This is a genomic window from Brevibacillus sp. MS2.2 (assembly GCF_013284345.1).
Classification (GTDB): Bacteria; Bacillota; Bacilli; order Brevibacillales; family Brevibacillaceae; genus Brevibacillus; species Brevibacillus brevis_C.
The window spans coordinates 130,679-147,308 of the sequence record NZ_JABSUZ010000002.1; the positions used below are offsets into that span (position 1 = coordinate 130,679).

The window sequence follows — 16,630 nt, forward strand, 5'->3', positions numbered from 1 at the left end:
CCGAAGCTTCTTGATCATTTTCAGTAAAAAACGACAATATTGTAAATAATTTGTAGTTATCTTGAAAATATTGGGTATTTATTTTACCATTAGACAAACAATTTCAAACTACTCAAAAGAGATGGACTAGTAGGAATGAATTTGTTTTTGTAATCAAAAAAATTGAGAAGGAGGTCCACAGAGAACTGTACTTGGAAACACGAAAACTCTTGTTTGGAAAGGAGCTTCATGATGTTAGAAAGAATTTTGGGTAAACTTTTATTGCTCACCATTTCTCTTGTCACTCTTGTAAATGGATATTTTGTAACGCCGACACACGCACAGGATCAATCCGAATATCGCGTGGATTTTAGTGGTGTATCCGCTTCGATCCCTGTCAATATCCGTACCGGCCCGACTACTTCTGCTACTATCATCGACAAGCTTCAACCAAATACCCGTGTACAATTTTCAGGTTGGACCCGAGGTACCTCGCTCAATGACTTTTGGACAAATGCCCCTGATAATAGATGGTTTTTCTACGAGAAAAACGGCGTAAAACACTATGTTGCCTCTGCTTTTATTAATGGAAACCCACCTGCAACCGATCAAAATAAGGTATTAGTCTCGTATCAGGTAACAATTACGACGAATATCCCTGCTCTCAGACAGGCCTATGATAATGCCATACGAAATTGGAACAACACAGGAATTGTTTCATTAACACCAACACAAAATGCTCCCATAACCTTAGGTGAAGGCTATGCGAGGGGGTATGATGGATTTGGCTGGTGGCAATCGAATGGTTCCAGAGTTACCGGTGGTACCGTCATCCAATGGAACAGAGTGAGCAACAGAAACGCCGCTTATTTAGAAGCTTTGGCTACTCATGAGATTGGACATGTCCTACGACTAAATCATAGGTCGGATCACTCGATCATGAATAATTCTTGGCTAACAAGAATTACAGGCCCTACACAAAATGACATCAATGAGCTTATAAGAATTTATAGTCGATAACGAATGCTTTGTCCCACATAAAAAGACAAGGCAAGGCACTCTTTTGGCTGTCGAGAAAGTCGACGGCCTTTTTTGATGAACACCCCCACTCTTGGTGATAGACTCCTTTCCTTCTTATCTAATTGCGGATTCTATTATAAATATTCCTTACGATTACCAAAGGAGGCTCCCCATGAATAATCAAATTCTCAGTGCGCGCCTGACTCTCACTAAAGTGGCATTACCCGATAGGGAGCTGATCCGCTCCATCTATTCCAACCCAACACTGATGGAGCATATCGGAGCGACCATGAGCGAGGAAGATATCCGCCGTAACTTTGAGAAAGAACTCGCTCCGTGGAGCCTCGAATCCATCCACTGGCTAACCTGGATCATACGTGAAACCGACTCCAGTAGCGACGTTGGCTTGATTAGCATCTGCACCCGTAACCGGGAAAATCTCACTGCGGAAGTAGGCTTCATCATTCTGGACGGATTCAAAGGCAAGGGCTATGCAACGGAAGCAATCAGACGCGTATTTGATTTCGCTGTGGATACGTTTGGATTTAAAAAATTTACGGCTGTTTGTTCCGAAGAGCATGCCGCTTCACGACGCGTTTTAGAGAAAGCTGGAATGAAGCTGGATAAAATCGTGCCCGAAAGCACTGAAATTGCTGGCCGGATGGTGAATGACTGTTTTTATTCGTTGGAGAGATAACGGATGGTCTGCTTACATCGCTTTTGGCGGTATTGTACTCGGTGGAATCGTTGCCTTTGAACCAATAGAACGATTTCTAGCTGCACCGAGACCAAATACAAAGAGCAAGATTGACGCACAAACCAAAAGTAGAAGTGGAACAGTCCAGCTATCCGTTACATCATGCAGATATCCGAACAGGGTCGGGCCTATTGCAGCAAGCAGGTATCCAACTGATTGAGCCATACCGGATAACTCTGCAGCCTGTTGAGCATTCTCTGTACGTAAGCCAAAAAACATCATCGATAAACTAAATGCAAAACCTCCACCAATTCCTAGCATGATGATCCACCAAACAATAAAATTCGAGCTTCCGTAAAGCAATCCAAGCGTTCCCATTAAAAGCAAAATGGTCGTAATCGTAACTAATGAACGTTGACTGGACATACGTCCTGCGATAATCGGAACGACAAATGTAAATGGAAGCAAGGCTAACTGCATAACGGAAAGTAACCAACCAGATTGATCTGAACTTGTTCCTTGCTGTTTTAAGATTTCAGGTAGCCATGTGATCAGTACATAGAAAAACGTAGATTGGAGTCCCATAAACAAGGTTACTTGCCACGCTAATGGCGAACGCCATAAATTCACACGGCTATCAGCCGATTGATTTTGAACCGTGGCTGTTTCCCTATTGCGGCGTTTCATTTGGGGTAACCAAAATAGTACGGATGCCAAACTAAGAATGCCCCATATACCCAATGCCCCTTGCCATCCAACTCCTAATCCAACTGCAATGGGAACACTAATACCAGATGCAATTGCTCCCAATAAATTCATAGAAACGGAATATACACCAGTCATTAAACCAATTCGTTCAGGAAACTCTCGTTTAATAAGACTAGGCAACATTACATTAGAAACGGAAATTGCCAATCCAAGAACAGCAGTACCGATATATAAAGTAGCGATTCCTGAGAGAGAACGCAAAATAACCCCAAAAGTAAGCAGGATGATGGAAATTAGAATAATGACTTCTACTCCAAACTTTCGTCCTAATTTAGGAACAATAGGAGAAAAAAGAGCAAAGGCTAATAGGGGCAACGTGGTAATCATACCTGCCAGCGTATTCGAAATATGGACATCGTCCCTAATAAGACCAACTAGAGGCCCCACCGAGGTTAAAGGAGCCCGTAAATTAGCTGCAATAAATATAATCCCTACAATAACCACCCAAACGGCTGATCGAGAAACATTTGTATTTGATTTACTATCTTGCGTGCTCATCATTTTCCCTCTTTGTCTATTAGATTGAATACAGGAGTTCATTCGTAACCGAAATAAAAAGTATATTATAATATACTTTTAAATCTACAAAACAAACTATAATATAACAAACGGAAATTGTCCAATATCTTTCATCTCTCTAATAAATCACAACGAAAAATAACCCCCTAGCAACCATTCGGTCGATAAAGGGGCATAGTCATCGTAGTCTATGAAGAATACTGGGGATCGATTTTTAGACCCCGTATTTCAATATAATATGGAGCACAACAAGCTCGTCGGACTGATTTATATATGAATGTGTGCCATCTGCACAAAAACTAATTGAATCATATTGATTCAAGGTGTATGACTCATTATTTACATGAATGGAAAGGGTTCCTGACATTACTGTCGCAATTTCCGTTGTATTGTGGTGATGCTTCTCTGGATGGTATGAGCTATTCGGTTGTAAATAAGCTCTATACGTTTCCATTTCACTACTTACGTTTTGAAAGATTGGCTCAATAACCCACTCTTTATTATCCCCAGCAATTCTGAGTCCCTTCCCGGCTCTGGACAGATTCACACTGTTTTCCGTTGAGAATAAAGCCAAGAGTGGTATAGATAAGCATTTCGAAATTTTCCACAACACCCCAATTGTTGGGTTGGTTTCTCCGCGTTCAATATTTCCTAGTGTCAGCTTGCTCACACCGGATCGTTCTGATAAATCTTCAAGGCTCAAATGCTTCTCTTTACGAATTTTTTTTAATACCCCTCCAACCTGTAAAACAACTTGTTTGGGATCATCGGTTTCTAGATTCACTTTAAGCCCCCCTTTGCCATAACGATGGAAACGATAAAAAAGATGCGATTAGCATTTCATATAAGATGGTGGATGAAATCATACTAAATATACCAGATCATCAATCATAACCCCATAAAAAAGAAACCCTTCCTGCCAAAACAGAAAGGGCCTCCTCCAACTGATCTGCTACTTAAACCAGCCTTTTTCCTTGGAATGCATAATCGCCTCGATCCGATTGCTCACACCGAGCTTGTCGAGAATAACGGAGATGTAATTCCGCACAGTCCCTGTCGTAATGTACAGTTGGCTGGCAATCTCCTTGGTGTTCTTCCCGTCAGCGATCAAAAGCAGGACTTCCTTTTCCCGCTCCGTCAGTGGATTCTCTTGTCCGTATGCCTCATCGACCAGCTCAGGCGCATAGATCCGCCGCCCTGCCATAATGCTGCGAATCGAGCTGGCCAGCTCTTCGCTCGGACTGTCCTTGAGCAAGTAGCCGTTTGCACCTGCCTTCAGTGCTCGTTCGAAGTAACCTGGGCGGGCAAAGGTCGTCAGAATCATCACCTTGCAGCCGCTGCCTTTCAATTCCTCGGCAGCATCCAATCCGCTTTTGACCGGCATTTCGATATCCATGATGCAAATGTCGGGTTGATGCTGATGCACGAGCTTGACCGCATCCTCACCATTACTTGCTTTTCCGACGACCTTCATATCCTCTTCCAAATCGAGCAGGGAAGCAAGGGCTCCCAAGAGCATCCGCTGATCCTCTGCAATGACAATGCGAATCATCCTCCCGCCTCCTGTTCAGGTTGTTTGAAGACGTTGGGTACTCGAATCACTAGCTGTGTTCCAGACATGGAGGACTGGATTTCCATGCTTCCGTTGACAAATTCCAGCCGTTCCTTCATCCCGCGCAAACCGTTGCCTCGATAGACCAATTCCTCCGCCATTCCAATCCCATTGTCCGTTACGCTTACGACGAGATCAGTACGGGTGGGTTCGATGACGATGGAGCAGGCGGTGGCATTGCTATGCTTCACAATATTGTTGACCGCTTCTTTCAGGCACATGCACAACACGTTTTCTGTCATCAGCGAAGTGTTGGTCAGATTCGTGTCGCCTTCCAGCACGAATTCAATTTCCGCCGCCTTGAAAATTTGCTTGATCCGAAACATCTCATCTTCTAGCCGCGTCCCACGCATTTGCGTGACCATTTCCCGTACTTCTTTCAAAGCGATTCGCGCCGTTTGCCTGATCTCTTCCAGCTCTGTTCTCGCCAGAGCAGGATTTTTGTTGATCAGCTTGTTCGCCAAATCGCTTTTCAACCCAATCAAGGAGAGCTTCTGCCCCAACGTATCATGCAAATCGCGGGCAATGCGTTGGCGTTCCTCGAGCTTAACCAGCTCCGATATTCGCTTGTTCGCATGCTCCAGCTCTCCCTGCAACTTCTCTCGCTTATTCCAGTTGTACGTGGTCACGGGCAAGAGAATGACCGCAATCATGCTAACCAAAACAAACGGAAGCTGGCCAATCAATTGCGCGTTTTTGGTGAAAAAGCCGATGTTGACCGATATGGTGGTGCTAATCAAATGAACCGTGTACAGCGTAACAAAGCCGATCTTGTTCTCGATATTCCCGATAAAAAACGCCAGGAAGAGCGAGAAATACACATAGCCGAACATCAAGGTCATGGCGATGGATATGATGATCTGCACACTCGTCCAAAAGTAAATCAGCCAACCCTTTGACAGGAAGGAGAATACATAGCAAATGAAAAACAGAATGATCATGATGATTCCGATCACCGCTTCGTACGTCGAGGATGACCGGAAGATGAAATAGAATGGCAGGATGTAGAAGACAACCCACACATAAGGGCTCAAACCCGTATTTTTTTGTAGAATGTGATACCACTTCTGCTTCTGCATGCTTGCCCACCTTTTCTTCGCCACTCTCTCAAGTGTATCGGAATTCAAAGGTTTATGGCAGGCTTATTTTCCTTCCAAACTCGTTTGGGTGCCTTTAAGTGCATCCATGATCGCTTCGGATCGAGCAGCAGCCAACCGCTTGATGCCTTTGAAGCTCACAAAACGCTTGTTGCTCTCATCCCATAAATGAAAACGCAGGCACTGCACGCTGGCCGCCAATGTAATCGTTGTCGCCTTCTGAAGCGGCGGTGTCTCGTTATGTGCTTTTTCCAGGTTGTAATTCGGTACACGTGGGCTTAAGTGATGGACGTGGTGAAAACCAATATTGCCTGTGATCCATTGCAGCACCTTCGGCAGCTTGTAGTAAGAGCTTCCTTCTACTGCTGCTTTCACGTAGCTCCACTCTTCTTCGTTCTCAAAGTACGAATCCTCATACGTATGCTGCACATAAAACAGCCAAATCCCAAACAATCCTGAGACAAAAAAGATCGGACCTTGAATCAGCAGGAATGCTTGCCAGCCAACCGCCCAGATTAAGAGCGTATAAAGACCGACCAGCAGCACATTCGTCAAATACGTATTCATCCGCTCTTTGCGGCGAGCTCGCTTTACATTAAAACGATATTGAAGCAAAAAGACAAAAATAGGACCCAAACCAAACATAACGATCGGATTACGATACAACCGATAAGCAATTTTTCGCCAGGTTGGAGCTTCGAGATATTCATTAACAGTCAACATCCACAGATCGCCTACGCCTCGTTTGTCGAGGTTGCTGCTCGTTGCATGGTGAATATTGTGACTATTTTTCCATTGTTCATACGGAACAAGGGTAATCACACCTGTAATCGTCCCCACGATGTCATTTGCCAGGCGATTTTTGAAAAAGGATTGGTGGCAGCAATCGTGGCAAATGATGAAGGTACGGATGACGAAGCCTGCTGCAACAATGACGATAGGCAGCGTGAGCCAATAGGACACAGACAGACTGAGATAAGCACCGTACCAGAGTAGAATCAGCGGAACTAGTGTATTGATTAGCTGTCGGATACTCTTTTTCATGTCTGATTTTTCAAAGGGGGCAACATTCTTTTTCAACTCGGCAATATTGGCTTGATGCATCAATTGTTTCCTCCTCGTTCAAAGCGCATAGAGACATGGAATGCGCCGTACGCCTTATTCTACCCTTATTGTAGAAAATAGAGTCTGTCCGCTGTAGTCATAAACGTCAAGTCGAGGACATGACAAATGTCATGGTTGAACAAAGGAATGGAAAATTTAGGTTTAGTAAAAAGACCCCATCCATACTTCGGATGAGGTCCTTGGCTTTGACTCTTTATTCTTCTTACTTCACATCGAGGCGCTTCATGATATCTTCGAGCAGCAAATTCGCTGCCTTGATGCCGCCTGCTTTGTTCCAAACCGTTTCGTCTACTTGGTAAACTTGATTGGTCTTCGCCACATTCAGAGATTGGAAGACTGGGCTTTCCATCCATTTTTTCGCGTTGTTCGCAATGTCTGCGGATTCTTTCGTTGGCTCCGTTACCCAGTAGAACAGGATGTCGCCGTCCATAGCGGACATGCCTTCTTCGCTGATCATTTCCGCAAAGTTGTTTACGTCCTGGGAAGCTGGACGTGCGAGTCCAAGCTGATCGAGCAGCACACCGCTAAAGGTATCTTTTTGATAGATTTGTACGCCTTTTTTGGAGAATTTCGCTACGGATACTTTTGTAGAAGCTTTAGGACCCAGCTTTGCTTTCGCAGCGGCTACACGGTCGTCGAATTCTTTCAGGACTTGCTCGCCTTCCGCCTTCTTGTTCAGTGCTTCTGCATAGAGCGTGAAGTTGCTTTTCCATCTTCCGGACAGCTCTTCAGAGAAGACGGTTGGAGCGATTTTGGACAGTTGATCGTAAATCTTTTCATGACGTACTTTGTTTCCGATGATCAAATCAGGACTCAGGCTTACAATCGCTTCGAGATTCGGCTGGTCTTCAAAGCCCAACACTTCTACGCCTGTCATCTCATCCTTGATGTGAGGATACCAAGGATCTTCATCCCAGGACTGTACAGCAGCGATTGGCTTGACGCCAAGTGCTAGCAAAGCTTCCGTACCTTCATTGGTTAAAATAACCACGCGTTCTGGTGTTCCCTTAATCGGGGTGGTACCCATTGCATGTTTCACTTCACGCACTTCATTGGAATCCGCTGGTGCTGGAGTAGCCTCAGTCGTCGTTCCCGATGCAACTGGCGCTTGTTGAGCTTGGTTGGCATTGCCTCCGCAACCGGCAAGGACAACCAGCAAGCACAGCGCGAAGAAGCTGGTCATGATGTGGCGCATGGTACGTAAACTGGTCTTACTTTTCATATCGAGAATGCCCCCACTTCTGCTTATCAACTTATTGATAACAATTATCAATTGATAGTATATAGAGACTCCTCTTACTTTTCTATGGACGTGATTGTCTAATTGCCATGGACCAGATTACCCCTGAGCAACCTGGAGAAAATACGCTGTGCTCCTTTGAATCGTATGTTCTCTGCCAAACGGTCCCCATGGGTCCCATTCGTGATTGGCGGGATGGTACACTTTGTTTTCCCGCACTGCACGCAAGTCTCTCCACAGCGGGTTGTTCCACAGTGCTGCCACATGCTCCCGTTCACTCCAGAACACGAGGATTCGCTCCGGGTTCAATTTGATCAGATCGTTGAGGGCATTTGGTTGATAGGCCGCGTGAGTCACATTCGGGTCAGGCGCAAATCCAAGCTTGTGATAAAACAAGTCAGCGAGGGCGTGTCCCTCTACACCATACAGGCGCACCTCATCTGCAAGGACGCGAATCATCGTCCATTCACCCGTGCGTGTAACCGGCAATAGTGCATCTCTTGCTTGTTTTTCTACTTTGTCGATGTGCTTGATGATTTTCTCTGCCTGGCTCTCTTTCTTGAAGAGCGTCGCCAATTTGGTTTGGTAGTCAATCCAGTTCGGATAGCCATCAAAGGAGACCGTTCCTTTTATTTTCTCCCAGTCTCCTGCCTCCCGATTGTGGAAAAAATTCATCCTGACGATCACATCAGGCGACAAAGTCAAAATCTCTTTCGGATCGATCAATTGCTCTGCATTCAGTGCTTTTGTCCCGCGCAGCTTTTGCTGCAAATAAGAAGGAAAGCCCGTCCTCGTTTCAAAGTAATTCGGGAAGGAGGGGGCAGCAATCGGCTGAATTCCCATCGCAAGAAAATGATCCTGCAAAAATAGTTTGCTGACCACGACTACCCGTTGGTCACTTTGCTTCATATATATTTGCGGCGACAATCCTTCTCGTTTTTTGAAGAGTCTACTAAAATACAGCTCATCCGTATAACCTACGTTACGAGCCACATCCTTCACACTTCCTCCAGAATGGACAAGCAGCTCCTTGGCCTGTTCCATCCGCAACCCAGTCAAATACTCCCCAGGTGTCATTCCCGTCACACGTTTGAAAGCACGGCAATATGAGCTGGGAGTCAACCCCGCCAGTTTGGGCAAGCTCCCCAATTCCAGTGGCTCGCGGTAGTGCTTTTGCATGTAGGCGATCGTCTCCTCAATCGCTCCAATACCCTTTTCTTCTTTCTTTTTCTGTTCAACATGAACAACACCAAGCAGCTCGTAGAACAATGCTTGGCTCCGCAAAAAAGAAGAGTAGTCCCGCTTCCGTGTCAATTGCGAGAGCTCATCCAATACCGTCAGAAATGAGGCGGGAGTAGAGACAGTCAAAACCTTGACTTCTTTCCTCTCGGGAGCGCTCTCGTACTGATCGCGTCTTGCTTCCACGTAATGCAGCCTGTATATGTGCAACGGCCCTGATTGGAACCGCAATTCTTCAATCTTCGTCGTCGGGCGCAACAACAAAAGCTTACCGGCGTCGAGCACCTGCTTTTGACCATCAACCGTAATCTCTGCACTTCCTTCTACCACATAGCAAAGGACATGGGTGTTTACCTCCACCTGACGCAGGTGAAAATTTTTCAATCGCTGTTTGCGAAAGGCGGTCATCAAAAAGCCAGGATAATCTTGATTCATCATCAACAGATTCACATCCTTCTATCGCCGGAAATAACAAGAAAAAGTAGACAAGCTGATTGCCAGAATCAGCCTGTTCTACTTTCATCATGTTGGAGATCTTTCTATTTGGCAAGTACCTGCCTGTCTATTGTGAGGAACGACTCGAACGGAACATCAGCAAGAACAGATAGGGCGCGCCTAGTAACGCCACCACGACCCCCGCCGGAATATCTTTCGGGATCATGACGATCCTGCCCAGCAAATCAGAAGCAGCCAACAATACAGCTCCAAGCATGGCTGAGACGACGACCGCACGACGATGATGAGGTCCAACAAGCATACGTGCCGCATGCGGAGCGAGAAGACCGATAAACCCTACAGCTCCGACACTGGCAACTGCTGCTGAAGCGAGCAGCACGGCAATGAGTGCCACAGACAACCTCGTCATCCGCACCTTTAACCCCAATCCAGTCGAGCTCTCGTCGTTAAATGACAAGAGGTCCACCCGACGTCCTAACCACCACGCGATCGGTGCTAAGACGAGGATCGTTGGCAAAAGTCGGCCTACTTCCATCCATCCCCGCCCGTATGTACTTCCTGCCAGCCAAGTGAGTGCAGGCGCTGCCAAGATCATAGAATGTACGATCAAAATATTGATAAGGGCGGCACCTGCGGCAGAAACCGCAATACCTACTAGCGTCAAGATGATTGGATTGAGTCCCCTTCTCCAAGAGACCGCGTATACAATCGCAGCAGAGATGATTCCGCCTGCAACAGCCCCAAGCGGCATCCAAGCCGAGAGTTGAGGGAACACGAGGAGCACGATAATCGCCCCTACACCCGCACCGCTTGTTACACCGACAATCTGCGGATCTGCAAGCGGATTACGTACTGCACTCTGCATGAGACTTCCGCTGATCGCGAGTGCCACACCTGCCAACATCGCTGTCAACAGTCGCGGCATCCGAAGCTCAAACACCAATTGACTGTACATCTCATTTCCTTGTCCCATGAAAATGGCGATGATCTCGGTCCACGGCAAGTACAAGTTTCCGCTAGACAGGCTAAGCATCCAAGCGACCACGAGCAGAACAGCAAGCGTGCACACAATCAACGGATACGAAACTTTGCGTTGTGCTCCACCGACACTCATCGAGCCTCCAGTCCCAGCAGTCATACTGCGCGAGACACGCAAAGCCAGCCAGATCAGCCATGGTCCGCCAATAGCTGCCGTGATGGCTCCTGCCGGGAGTTCACCATAATGATTGATAAACATACGTGCAATCGTATCGGAAGCGACAAGCAGCGCTGCCCCCCAGATGGCACATAGCGGTAGCAACCATCTATGCTGCGTGATACCGGACAATCGCACCAGATGCGGAGCCACGAGTCCGATGAAACCGATAGGCCCGACCACACTGACACTAACGCACGTAACCAAGATCGCAATAAACATGGTGAAAAGCCGTGTTTTTGCCACCTTTTGCCCCAATGATTTCGCCGTCTCTTCATTAAGGCTAAGTACATCGAGCTGTCTGGCCATGAAAAAGCTGACCAAAATCCCAGCTACAATCCATGGCCAACTGAATTCTACACCTGACCAGTCATTTTGCTTCAAGGAGCCTGAACCCCAGAGGAAAATGCCGTTTGTCGTTTCTTCATTAAACAAGATGATGGCACTCGTCAAAGAGGAGTACACCAAGGTGACAATCATCCCGGACAATGCCACACGCACTGGCGTACCCTTGCGCCCGCCAGACATGAAGTATACGGTAACGGCTGCAAGTATTCCACCCGCCATTGCAAATGGAAGCGGATGTTCATGCAAGAATGATGGCCAAAAAACCATCCCGAACACCACGAAGAAATAGGCACCCGCATTTACCCCCAAGGTCGTTTCCGAAGCGAGCGGGTTTCGTGTCACCGTCTGCATCAATGCCCCGGCAATAGCCAATGCTGCACCAGACAAAAGCCCCATGACCGTTCTTGGAAGCCTGACACCTTGTATCATATGGTGATCAGAAATGTCTTGCGGAGCAATAATGGCCTGTACGACAGAACGCAGAGAAATGTCTGCCATCCCCTGTGTCAAACTGACAAATGTAAGCACTAACAGAGCGACAAGTCCACTCCCTAACATCAAGAACAATCTCCAGCCCCCTCTTTGTGAGGAAGTGGCTGGAGTGATGTCAGTTCGTGTAAACATTTTATGTTTGGCTAAACTCATTATTTTGCCAACAGATCTACAACTTTATTCGCGAGAATCTTTGCAGACATGGTACCACCATACGGCCACAGATCTCCGCCCAGAGCATAGACGCGATTTTCTTTCACAAAAGTGAGACCGTTCCAAACCGGGTTGTTCTTCAATTGATTCTCAATCACGTTGTCATCATTTTGAATGATATGGAGGAAATTCGCATCCTGCAACGCTGGAAGTGCCTCCACATCTGCCAGTGTCATTCCTGTTTGCTCAAATTTCTTAGGCTTATACTTATTTGTCAGACCAATGTTAATCAAGATGCTTGCTGCTGTAGAGTTATCCGTAGACAAACGGAATTCTACTGCATTTTGACTGCTGTAGCCCATTGCGAGGACGAATGGAACTTTATCTGCACCAGCTTTGGTCAGCTTTTCTTTTGCTTCTGCATAAGTCTTGTCGAGGTCTTTCAAAGCGGCTTCAGCTTCTGCATTTTTACCTGTGATATCCGCAATTTGCTTGAAGATCTCGATCATTCGATCATACTGTGATCCCTGCCCTTCAGCAGGATTCGTATCAAAAGCAATCGTTGGGGCAATTTTGCTCATTTCGTCGTAATTCGCTTCTACATTTCGTTTAATACCGATAATCAAATCTGGCTTCAACATCATGATCGATTCCAGGTTCGGTGAAGTACGACTCCCTACATCCACTACTTCTGGAGCAATCTCCACAGGGAGTTTGACCCATTTTTTCATATTTGGAATATCTGCAATCCCTACAGGCTGAATACCAAGAGCCAACAAATGCTCTGCTGAGCTCCATTCCAATGCAACGATACGCTTAGGAGTGCCTTTGATAGTCGACTCTCCCATCATGTGCTTCACTGTACGCACTTGCTCTTCAGCAGGCTTCGCCGCGTCAGGCTGAGCTGTAGCAGCTTGGTTGGAACCAGATTGTGCAGTTGACCCTGCATTGCCGCAAGCAGCGAGTAACAGCATCGCAGACAAAAATACAAGCATTACTGGTAATTTCATAAGACGCATGAAAAAATTCCCCCTTACTTTTCTGGGTGTTACATCGAATGAGAAAGGATGATGGACATGATTTCCAATCAATCATTGATTATGATAATGATTATCATTATCTTTGTCAACGGTGAGATGTGTTCAAAGTCTTAGTGTTCGTTGAAAATAATGTAATAGACTGGAGTTGTTGACTCTATGTAGTTCTTGGATACAAAAATCTCCAGACTCAGAAAAATTAGTTTTAGACTGAACCCGAATAATAATAAAACAGCAGCGACCTAAGACCTGAAAAAAAGTCTTAGACTCGCCGCTGTTTTATTACGCTATCGATCCCGTTGGTTGAACGAAACTCATTATTTTTTTGTGCACTTTATAATAAAAGCAAGGGGAATTAATGTTGCCCTTTTATGCGTGTACCACACTGCGGAACTCCCGATTTAAAAGGAAGTGGCGTATATGCGCGACTTCCTTTTCTTTTCTCTGTGAGTTGTTTCAGGGCGACTCGATTTCTCTGAGCGTTACCCCTGAAACATCTTTAAAGAGTAAACGGTTAATTTCTAAACATCAAGGATTCGATTCATCATGTGCCTCTAGGTTTAAAGGCGGAGGCTCTTTCTAGACTTAAGTCCAGTTCTTATTCAAGCCAGAGTCCGTTACCAAATCTTTCTAACCACTGTACGATTAATGTACATACGGATCACGTAATTTAAAATGATGATCTGTTTAGCATGCAGAAGAAAGGAAGATAAACGTTTGAACAAGAACATGAAGTTAGCAATGATTCTCCTGGCCGCTGCCAGTATCGGAATCGCTGGATGTACGAAGGAATCCTCCGTCACTAGTGCACAAAGTTCGTCCCAGCAAAACGCTTCTATACCGACGAACACAATTGCAAATTCAGAAACATCGGATATGAAGAATGTCTCGAATGCAGTAAAAGGAGATATTTCTCAAATAGATGTAACTAACATTCATTCCCTAAAAATTCAGAGTAACGCTGCCATAGTTAAAGTCATAGGAGACAAACAAATCACTCAAGCACAATGGGAATTATCCAAGGGCAATTCAAAAGGAATGGATACCAATGTGACTACGTCGATCCAAGATGGAACATTACAGATTATGCTTAAACAGGAACAAAAGAAGCTCATAAATACGGAGCCTTTGCCATCCTTAACGATCCATCTTCCTTATAAAGACTTCAAATCCCTTGAGATAGATAATGAAGTTGGCAACATATTCATTGAGTCAGAATTATCGGTCCAACATTTAAATGTGAGCAGCAATGCTGGCAACATCACCGTAACGGATGTAATTGGCAAGGAAAGCAGTAACATATCTACTAACCTTGGAAACGTCGAATTCGCTCTACCGGATCAATTAGCACCTCTATATGTAAATTTATCAACAGAAATGGGAAATATCGATAACCAGGTTAATCTTGAAAAAGCAACAAATACCACATCGGTTGTTTCCAAAGAACTCAATGGATATGTGGGTGAGGCTCAATCCGGGAATGCAACGCTCAACATTTCCACACAGGTGGGCGAAATTCTATTCAAAAATTAAGTGTCATCATCGTACCAGGCTTGCCATAATCATGATCAGGCCTGGTATTGTTAGCATCCATTTTTAGAACAACGGACAGATGTTCATTGATAATAGAGTTTTAGACTGACTCATTGAACTATCGAACCCGTTAGTGGAATAACTGAACAGGCAAAGCAAGAACCAATTTTATCCCCAGTTAGGAAGTCTTGGGGTTCCCCTTCATGATGGACAAATTCAAGTAATTTTACTCCAAAAGGACTGATATTGAACGTCATTGTCTCTACACCTTCTGGTGGATTATGTGTCCCTGTATAGGTTCGGATTTGTATAGTTACTTTAAACGAAAAACTACCTTCCTCTAACCGTTGTATTTCAAGAATTTTGGCATCCCATAATGCATAACTTCTCATTGGTATGCCTTTCACTTTGTAGTATTCTCTAATAGCTTTAGAGATATGAGGGTCCAAAGTCGTAATAAAAACATCTTGTAAATCCTTTATCTGTTTGATATTCACCTCTAGATTGGAAGCATTAGTCTGTGAAGGTACCTGTAAAAACATGAATAGTATAGAAAGCAAGCTTAGCATTTTTTTCAAGCCATTCATCTCCTCCCATGGGTATTATTTACTTGACGAAAATTGACATACCCATAATGAGGATTCCTGCCCGTTGGTTAATGAAAGAAGCTGCCTCACAAGGCAGTTCTGGTTCTTACTGTTATGCAACTATCGAACCCGTTAGCGTGATATGGATAAAAATAGAAATAGCATGCATATTAGTTCTCTTTGCTAAACATCCAATGCCCTGAGGTCTAATTTTACAGGAAAGGTATACCCCATTGACTCTCAAGACAACAGTTACATGCACTCCATGATGAAAGACAGGGCATCCCAAATCATCTGTAAGTTATTGGAGAAAGGCGATATAATTTGTCAAAACTATTAGCTCGCAGAGCTAGTCTCCCTCTAAGCTCTGTTGGTCTACCCGGGTTTGCTGTTCAGATGGGGCTGCATGGACGTCGGTTACTTGGCGAACGCGGTTGTACCAATGTTTGAACCCAATGCAATTGCATTGGGTTTTTTCTTTGTTGGGAATGGAATAAAGTTTTCGGCAACCGACAGCTTCGAACTACACTGCCCGTTAGCGTAATATCCGAAAGTCAGTCTAAAACTTTATTTTCTTTGAACACTTAGACTCGCAGGATCATTACACTATGGGCAGGATAGTTCAAAAAACCAAAGCCTTATGGTCGTGATAAAACGTAAAGGGGCTATCTAGAAAGTCAGTCTAAGCCGACTTTCTAGATAGCCTCACTCCAAAACAACTTTGGCATTTCAACAGGTTCAGTCTACAACACTATTTCCTAGAGCTCTTGCTTCTTCGTAGGTATAATCTCTCCCGTTTTCACATCTATTCCAATAGTGATTGATTGTTTGGGATCTTTTCCAGTAAACGTAAGGTTATATCTGCTAAATTTGCCTACAAAGTTGTCTACAATATTGGCATTTGAAATCACGTAGGATTTTGCTTCTGGATGTGAGGCATAGAATTTATCTACCGCGGATTTTACATTTGGGTATGATAGAACTGTAGCAGCATCCAATGATTGTATGGTATAGCTAAGGTTCCCCGTTTTCGAATCTATTGCAAAGTGAAAAAAGTTGTTTGAATCTTTTTCAAGTCTAATAACATACTTATCATACTCACCTTTTGAAACCACATCTTGATAAGCAACGATCTCATAAGATTTTGTTTCTGGAAACTGTACATAGACGTTATCGATTGCTGCTTTCACAGCCTTGTCGGCAAGAGCTTCGGAAGCTGAGAGCTTTTTGTAAGTTCCTGCATACAATTCTTGGTTTTGAGCTACAGTCTTTTGAGTTGGGTTTTCATTTGCACTTACTACTAAAGCTCCAGATAGGGAAATCGCAGTAGCCAATCCTAAAGCTGTCAAACGTACTGATGTTTTTTTAAGGTTTATTTTCATATCAATTCTCCTTCGCGTTTATGATTTCTTTCCTAGGTATAAGTTAGAAAAAACTTCTAAAATATAAAGTGGGGTAAACTTAAAATTTTTATTAAAGTTCAATGGTCATATAGCTTATCCCATGCAGGTACGTTCGTTCCCAAGAACAGAA

Annotated in this window: 14 protein-coding genes; 3 read left to right on the plus strand and 11 right to left on the minus strand. The window is 44.6% G+C overall.

Annotation, left to right across the window (positions count from 1 at the left end):
• The first annotated feature begins 231 nt into the window (after positions 1-231).
• Both HP568_RS02250 and HP568_RS02255 read left to right on the plus strand, forming a co-directional pair.
• Positions 232-999 (plus strand): matrixin family metalloprotease, encoded by a 768-nt coding sequence (locus HP568_RS02250; protein WP_173628188.1) that lies wholly within the window; start codon positions 232-234, stop codon positions 997-999.
• Positions 1,000-1,171: 172 nt separating this feature from the next.
• Positions 1,172-1,696 carry a GNAT family N-acetyltransferase gene (locus HP568_RS02255; protein WP_173628189.1) on the plus strand — a complete coding sequence of 175 codons (525 nt, stop codon included), beginning with the start codon at positions 1,172-1,174 and terminating at the stop codon, positions 1,694-1,696.
• Between the two features lie 12 nt (positions 1,697-1,708).
• Here HP568_RS02255 and HP568_RS02260 read toward each other — a convergent pair whose 3' ends face one another.
• The 9 genes from HP568_RS02260 to HP568_RS02300 all read right to left on the minus strand — a co-directional run bounded on the left by HP568_RS02260 (position 1,709) and on the right by HP568_RS02300 (position 12,959).
• Positions 1,709-2,962 (minus strand): CynX/NimT family MFS transporter, encoded by a 1,254-nt coding sequence (locus tag HP568_RS02260; RefSeq protein WP_173628190.1) that lies wholly within the window; start codon positions 2,960-2,962, stop codon positions 1,709-1,711.
• A 235-nt stretch (positions 2,963-3,197) separates the two neighbouring features.
• On the minus strand, positions 3,198-3,767 hold the full coding sequence (locus HP568_RS02265; protein WP_173628191.1) for a helix-turn-helix domain-containing protein: 570 nt from the start codon (positions 3,765-3,767) through the stop codon (positions 3,198-3,200).
• A gap of 168 nt (positions 3,768-3,935) precedes the next feature.
• The gene (locus HP568_RS02270) at positions 3,936-4,535 is read right to left on the minus strand and encodes a response regulator transcription factor (RefSeq protein WP_048031212.1); all 600 of its coding nucleotides are present in this window, start codon (positions 4,533-4,535) and stop codon (positions 3,936-3,938) included.
• Positions 4,532-5,674, minus strand: a complete 1,143-nt coding sequence (locus tag HP568_RS02275; RefSeq protein ID WP_048031211.1) for a sensor histidine kinase — start codon at positions 5,672-5,674, stop codon at positions 4,532-4,534. Before HP568_RS02275 ends, HP568_RS02270 begins: the two co-directional genes overlap by 4 nt.
• 63 nt (positions 5,675-5,737) lie before the next feature.
• Complete coding sequence (desA, locus tag HP568_RS02280) at positions 5,738-6,796, minus strand: Delta(5) desaturase DesA (RefSeq protein WP_173628192.1); 1,059 nt, start codon at positions 6,794-6,796, stop codon at positions 5,738-5,740.
• 223 nt (positions 6,797-7,019) lie between these two features.
• Positions 7,020-8,039, minus strand: coding sequence for an ABC transporter substrate-binding protein (locus tag HP568_RS02285; RefSeq protein ID WP_048031209.1), 1,020 nt, complete (start codon positions 8,037-8,039; stop codon positions 7,020-7,022).
• A 117-nt stretch (positions 8,040-8,156) separates the two neighbouring features.
• Positions 8,157-9,734 carry a helix-turn-helix domain-containing protein gene (locus HP568_RS02290; protein WP_173628299.1) on the minus strand — a complete coding sequence of 526 codons (1,578 nt, stop codon included), beginning with the start codon at positions 9,732-9,734 and terminating at the stop codon, positions 8,157-8,159.
• Between the two features lie 124 nt (positions 9,735-9,858).
• The gene (fhuB, locus tag HP568_RS02295) at positions 9,859-11,940 is read right to left on the minus strand and encodes a Fe(3+)-hydroxamate ABC transporter permease FhuB (RefSeq protein ID WP_483862124.1); all 2,082 of its coding nucleotides are present in this window, start codon (positions 11,938-11,940) and stop codon (positions 9,859-9,861) included.
• On the minus strand, positions 11,940-12,959 hold the full coding sequence (locus tag HP568_RS02300) for an ABC transporter substrate-binding protein (RefSeq protein ID WP_048031207.1): 1,020 nt from the start codon (positions 12,957-12,959) through the stop codon (positions 11,940-11,942). The genes fhuB and HP568_RS02300 overlap by 1 nt, the downstream gene beginning before the upstream one ends.
• A gap of 735 nt (positions 12,960-13,694) precedes the next feature.
• On the opposite strand from HP568_RS02300, the gene HP568_RS02305 reads away from it, so the two are divergent.
• The gene (locus HP568_RS02305; RefSeq protein WP_173628193.1) at positions 13,695-14,510 is read left to right on the plus strand and encodes a DUF4097 family beta strand repeat-containing protein; all 816 of its coding nucleotides are present in this window, start codon (positions 13,695-13,697) and stop codon (positions 14,508-14,510) included.
• 110 nt (positions 14,511-14,620) lie between these two features.
• Here the strand turns inward: HP568_RS02305 and HP568_RS02310 are convergent, their stop codons facing one another.
• Together HP568_RS02310 and HP568_RS02315 are read right to left on the minus strand one after the other, a co-directional pair.
• Positions 14,621-15,079, minus strand: coding sequence for a DUF3888 domain-containing protein (locus tag HP568_RS02310; RefSeq protein ID WP_235617724.1), 459 nt, complete (start codon positions 15,077-15,079; stop codon positions 14,621-14,623).
• Positions 15,080-15,855: 776 nt separating this feature from the next.
• Positions 15,856-16,479 (minus strand): hypothetical protein, encoded by a 624-nt coding sequence (locus tag HP568_RS02315; RefSeq protein ID WP_173628194.1) that lies wholly within the window; start codon positions 16,477-16,479, stop codon positions 15,856-15,858.
• Positions 16,480-16,630 lie beyond the last annotated feature (151 nt).

Bases quoted from the DNA above. Each gene is read 5' to 3' on its own strand.
- HP568_RS02255 (WP_173628189.1), top strand. From the start codon at position 1,172: ATGAATAATCAAATTCTCAGTGCGCGCCTGACTCTCACTAAAGTGGCA.
- HP568_RS02270 (WP_048031212.1), bottom strand. From the start codon at position 4,535: ATGATTCGCATTGTCATTGCAGAGGATCAGCGGATGCTCTTGGGAGCC.
- fhuB (WP_483862124.1), bottom strand. From the start codon at position 11,940: ATGAGTTTAGCCAAACATAAAATGTTTACACGAACTGACATCACTCCA.
- HP568_RS02260 (WP_173628190.1), bottom strand. From the start codon at position 2,962: ATGAGCACGCAAGATAGTAAATCAAATACAAATGTTTCTCGATCAGCC.
- HP568_RS02290 (WP_173628299.1), bottom strand. From the start codon at position 9,734: ATGATGAATCAAGATTATCCTGGCTTTTTGATGACCGCCTTTCGCAAA.
- HP568_RS02275 (WP_048031211.1), bottom strand. From the start codon at position 5,674: ATGCAGAAGCAGAAGTGGTATCACATTCTACAAAAAAATACGGGTTTG.
- HP568_RS02315 (WP_173628194.1), bottom strand. From the start codon at position 16,479: ATGAAAATAAACCTTAAAAAAACATCAGTACGTTTGACAGCTTTAGGA.
- desA (WP_173628192.1), bottom strand. From the start codon at position 6,796: ATGCATCAAGCCAATATTGCCGAGTTGAAAAAGAATGTTGCCCCCTTT.
- HP568_RS02285 (WP_048031209.1), bottom strand. From the start codon at position 8,039: ATGAAAAGTAAGACCAGTTTACGTACCATGCGCCACATCATGACCAGC.
- HP568_RS02300 (WP_048031207.1), bottom strand. From the start codon at position 12,959: ATGCGTCTTATGAAATTACCAGTAATGCTTGTATTTTTGTCTGCGATG.
- HP568_RS02250 (WP_173628188.1), top strand. From the start codon at position 232: ATGTTAGAAAGAATTTTGGGTAAACTTTTATTGCTCACCATTTCTCTT.
- HP568_RS02310 (WP_235617724.1), bottom strand. From the start codon at position 15,079: ATGCTAAGCTTGCTTTCTATACTATTCATGTTTTTACAGGTACCTTCA.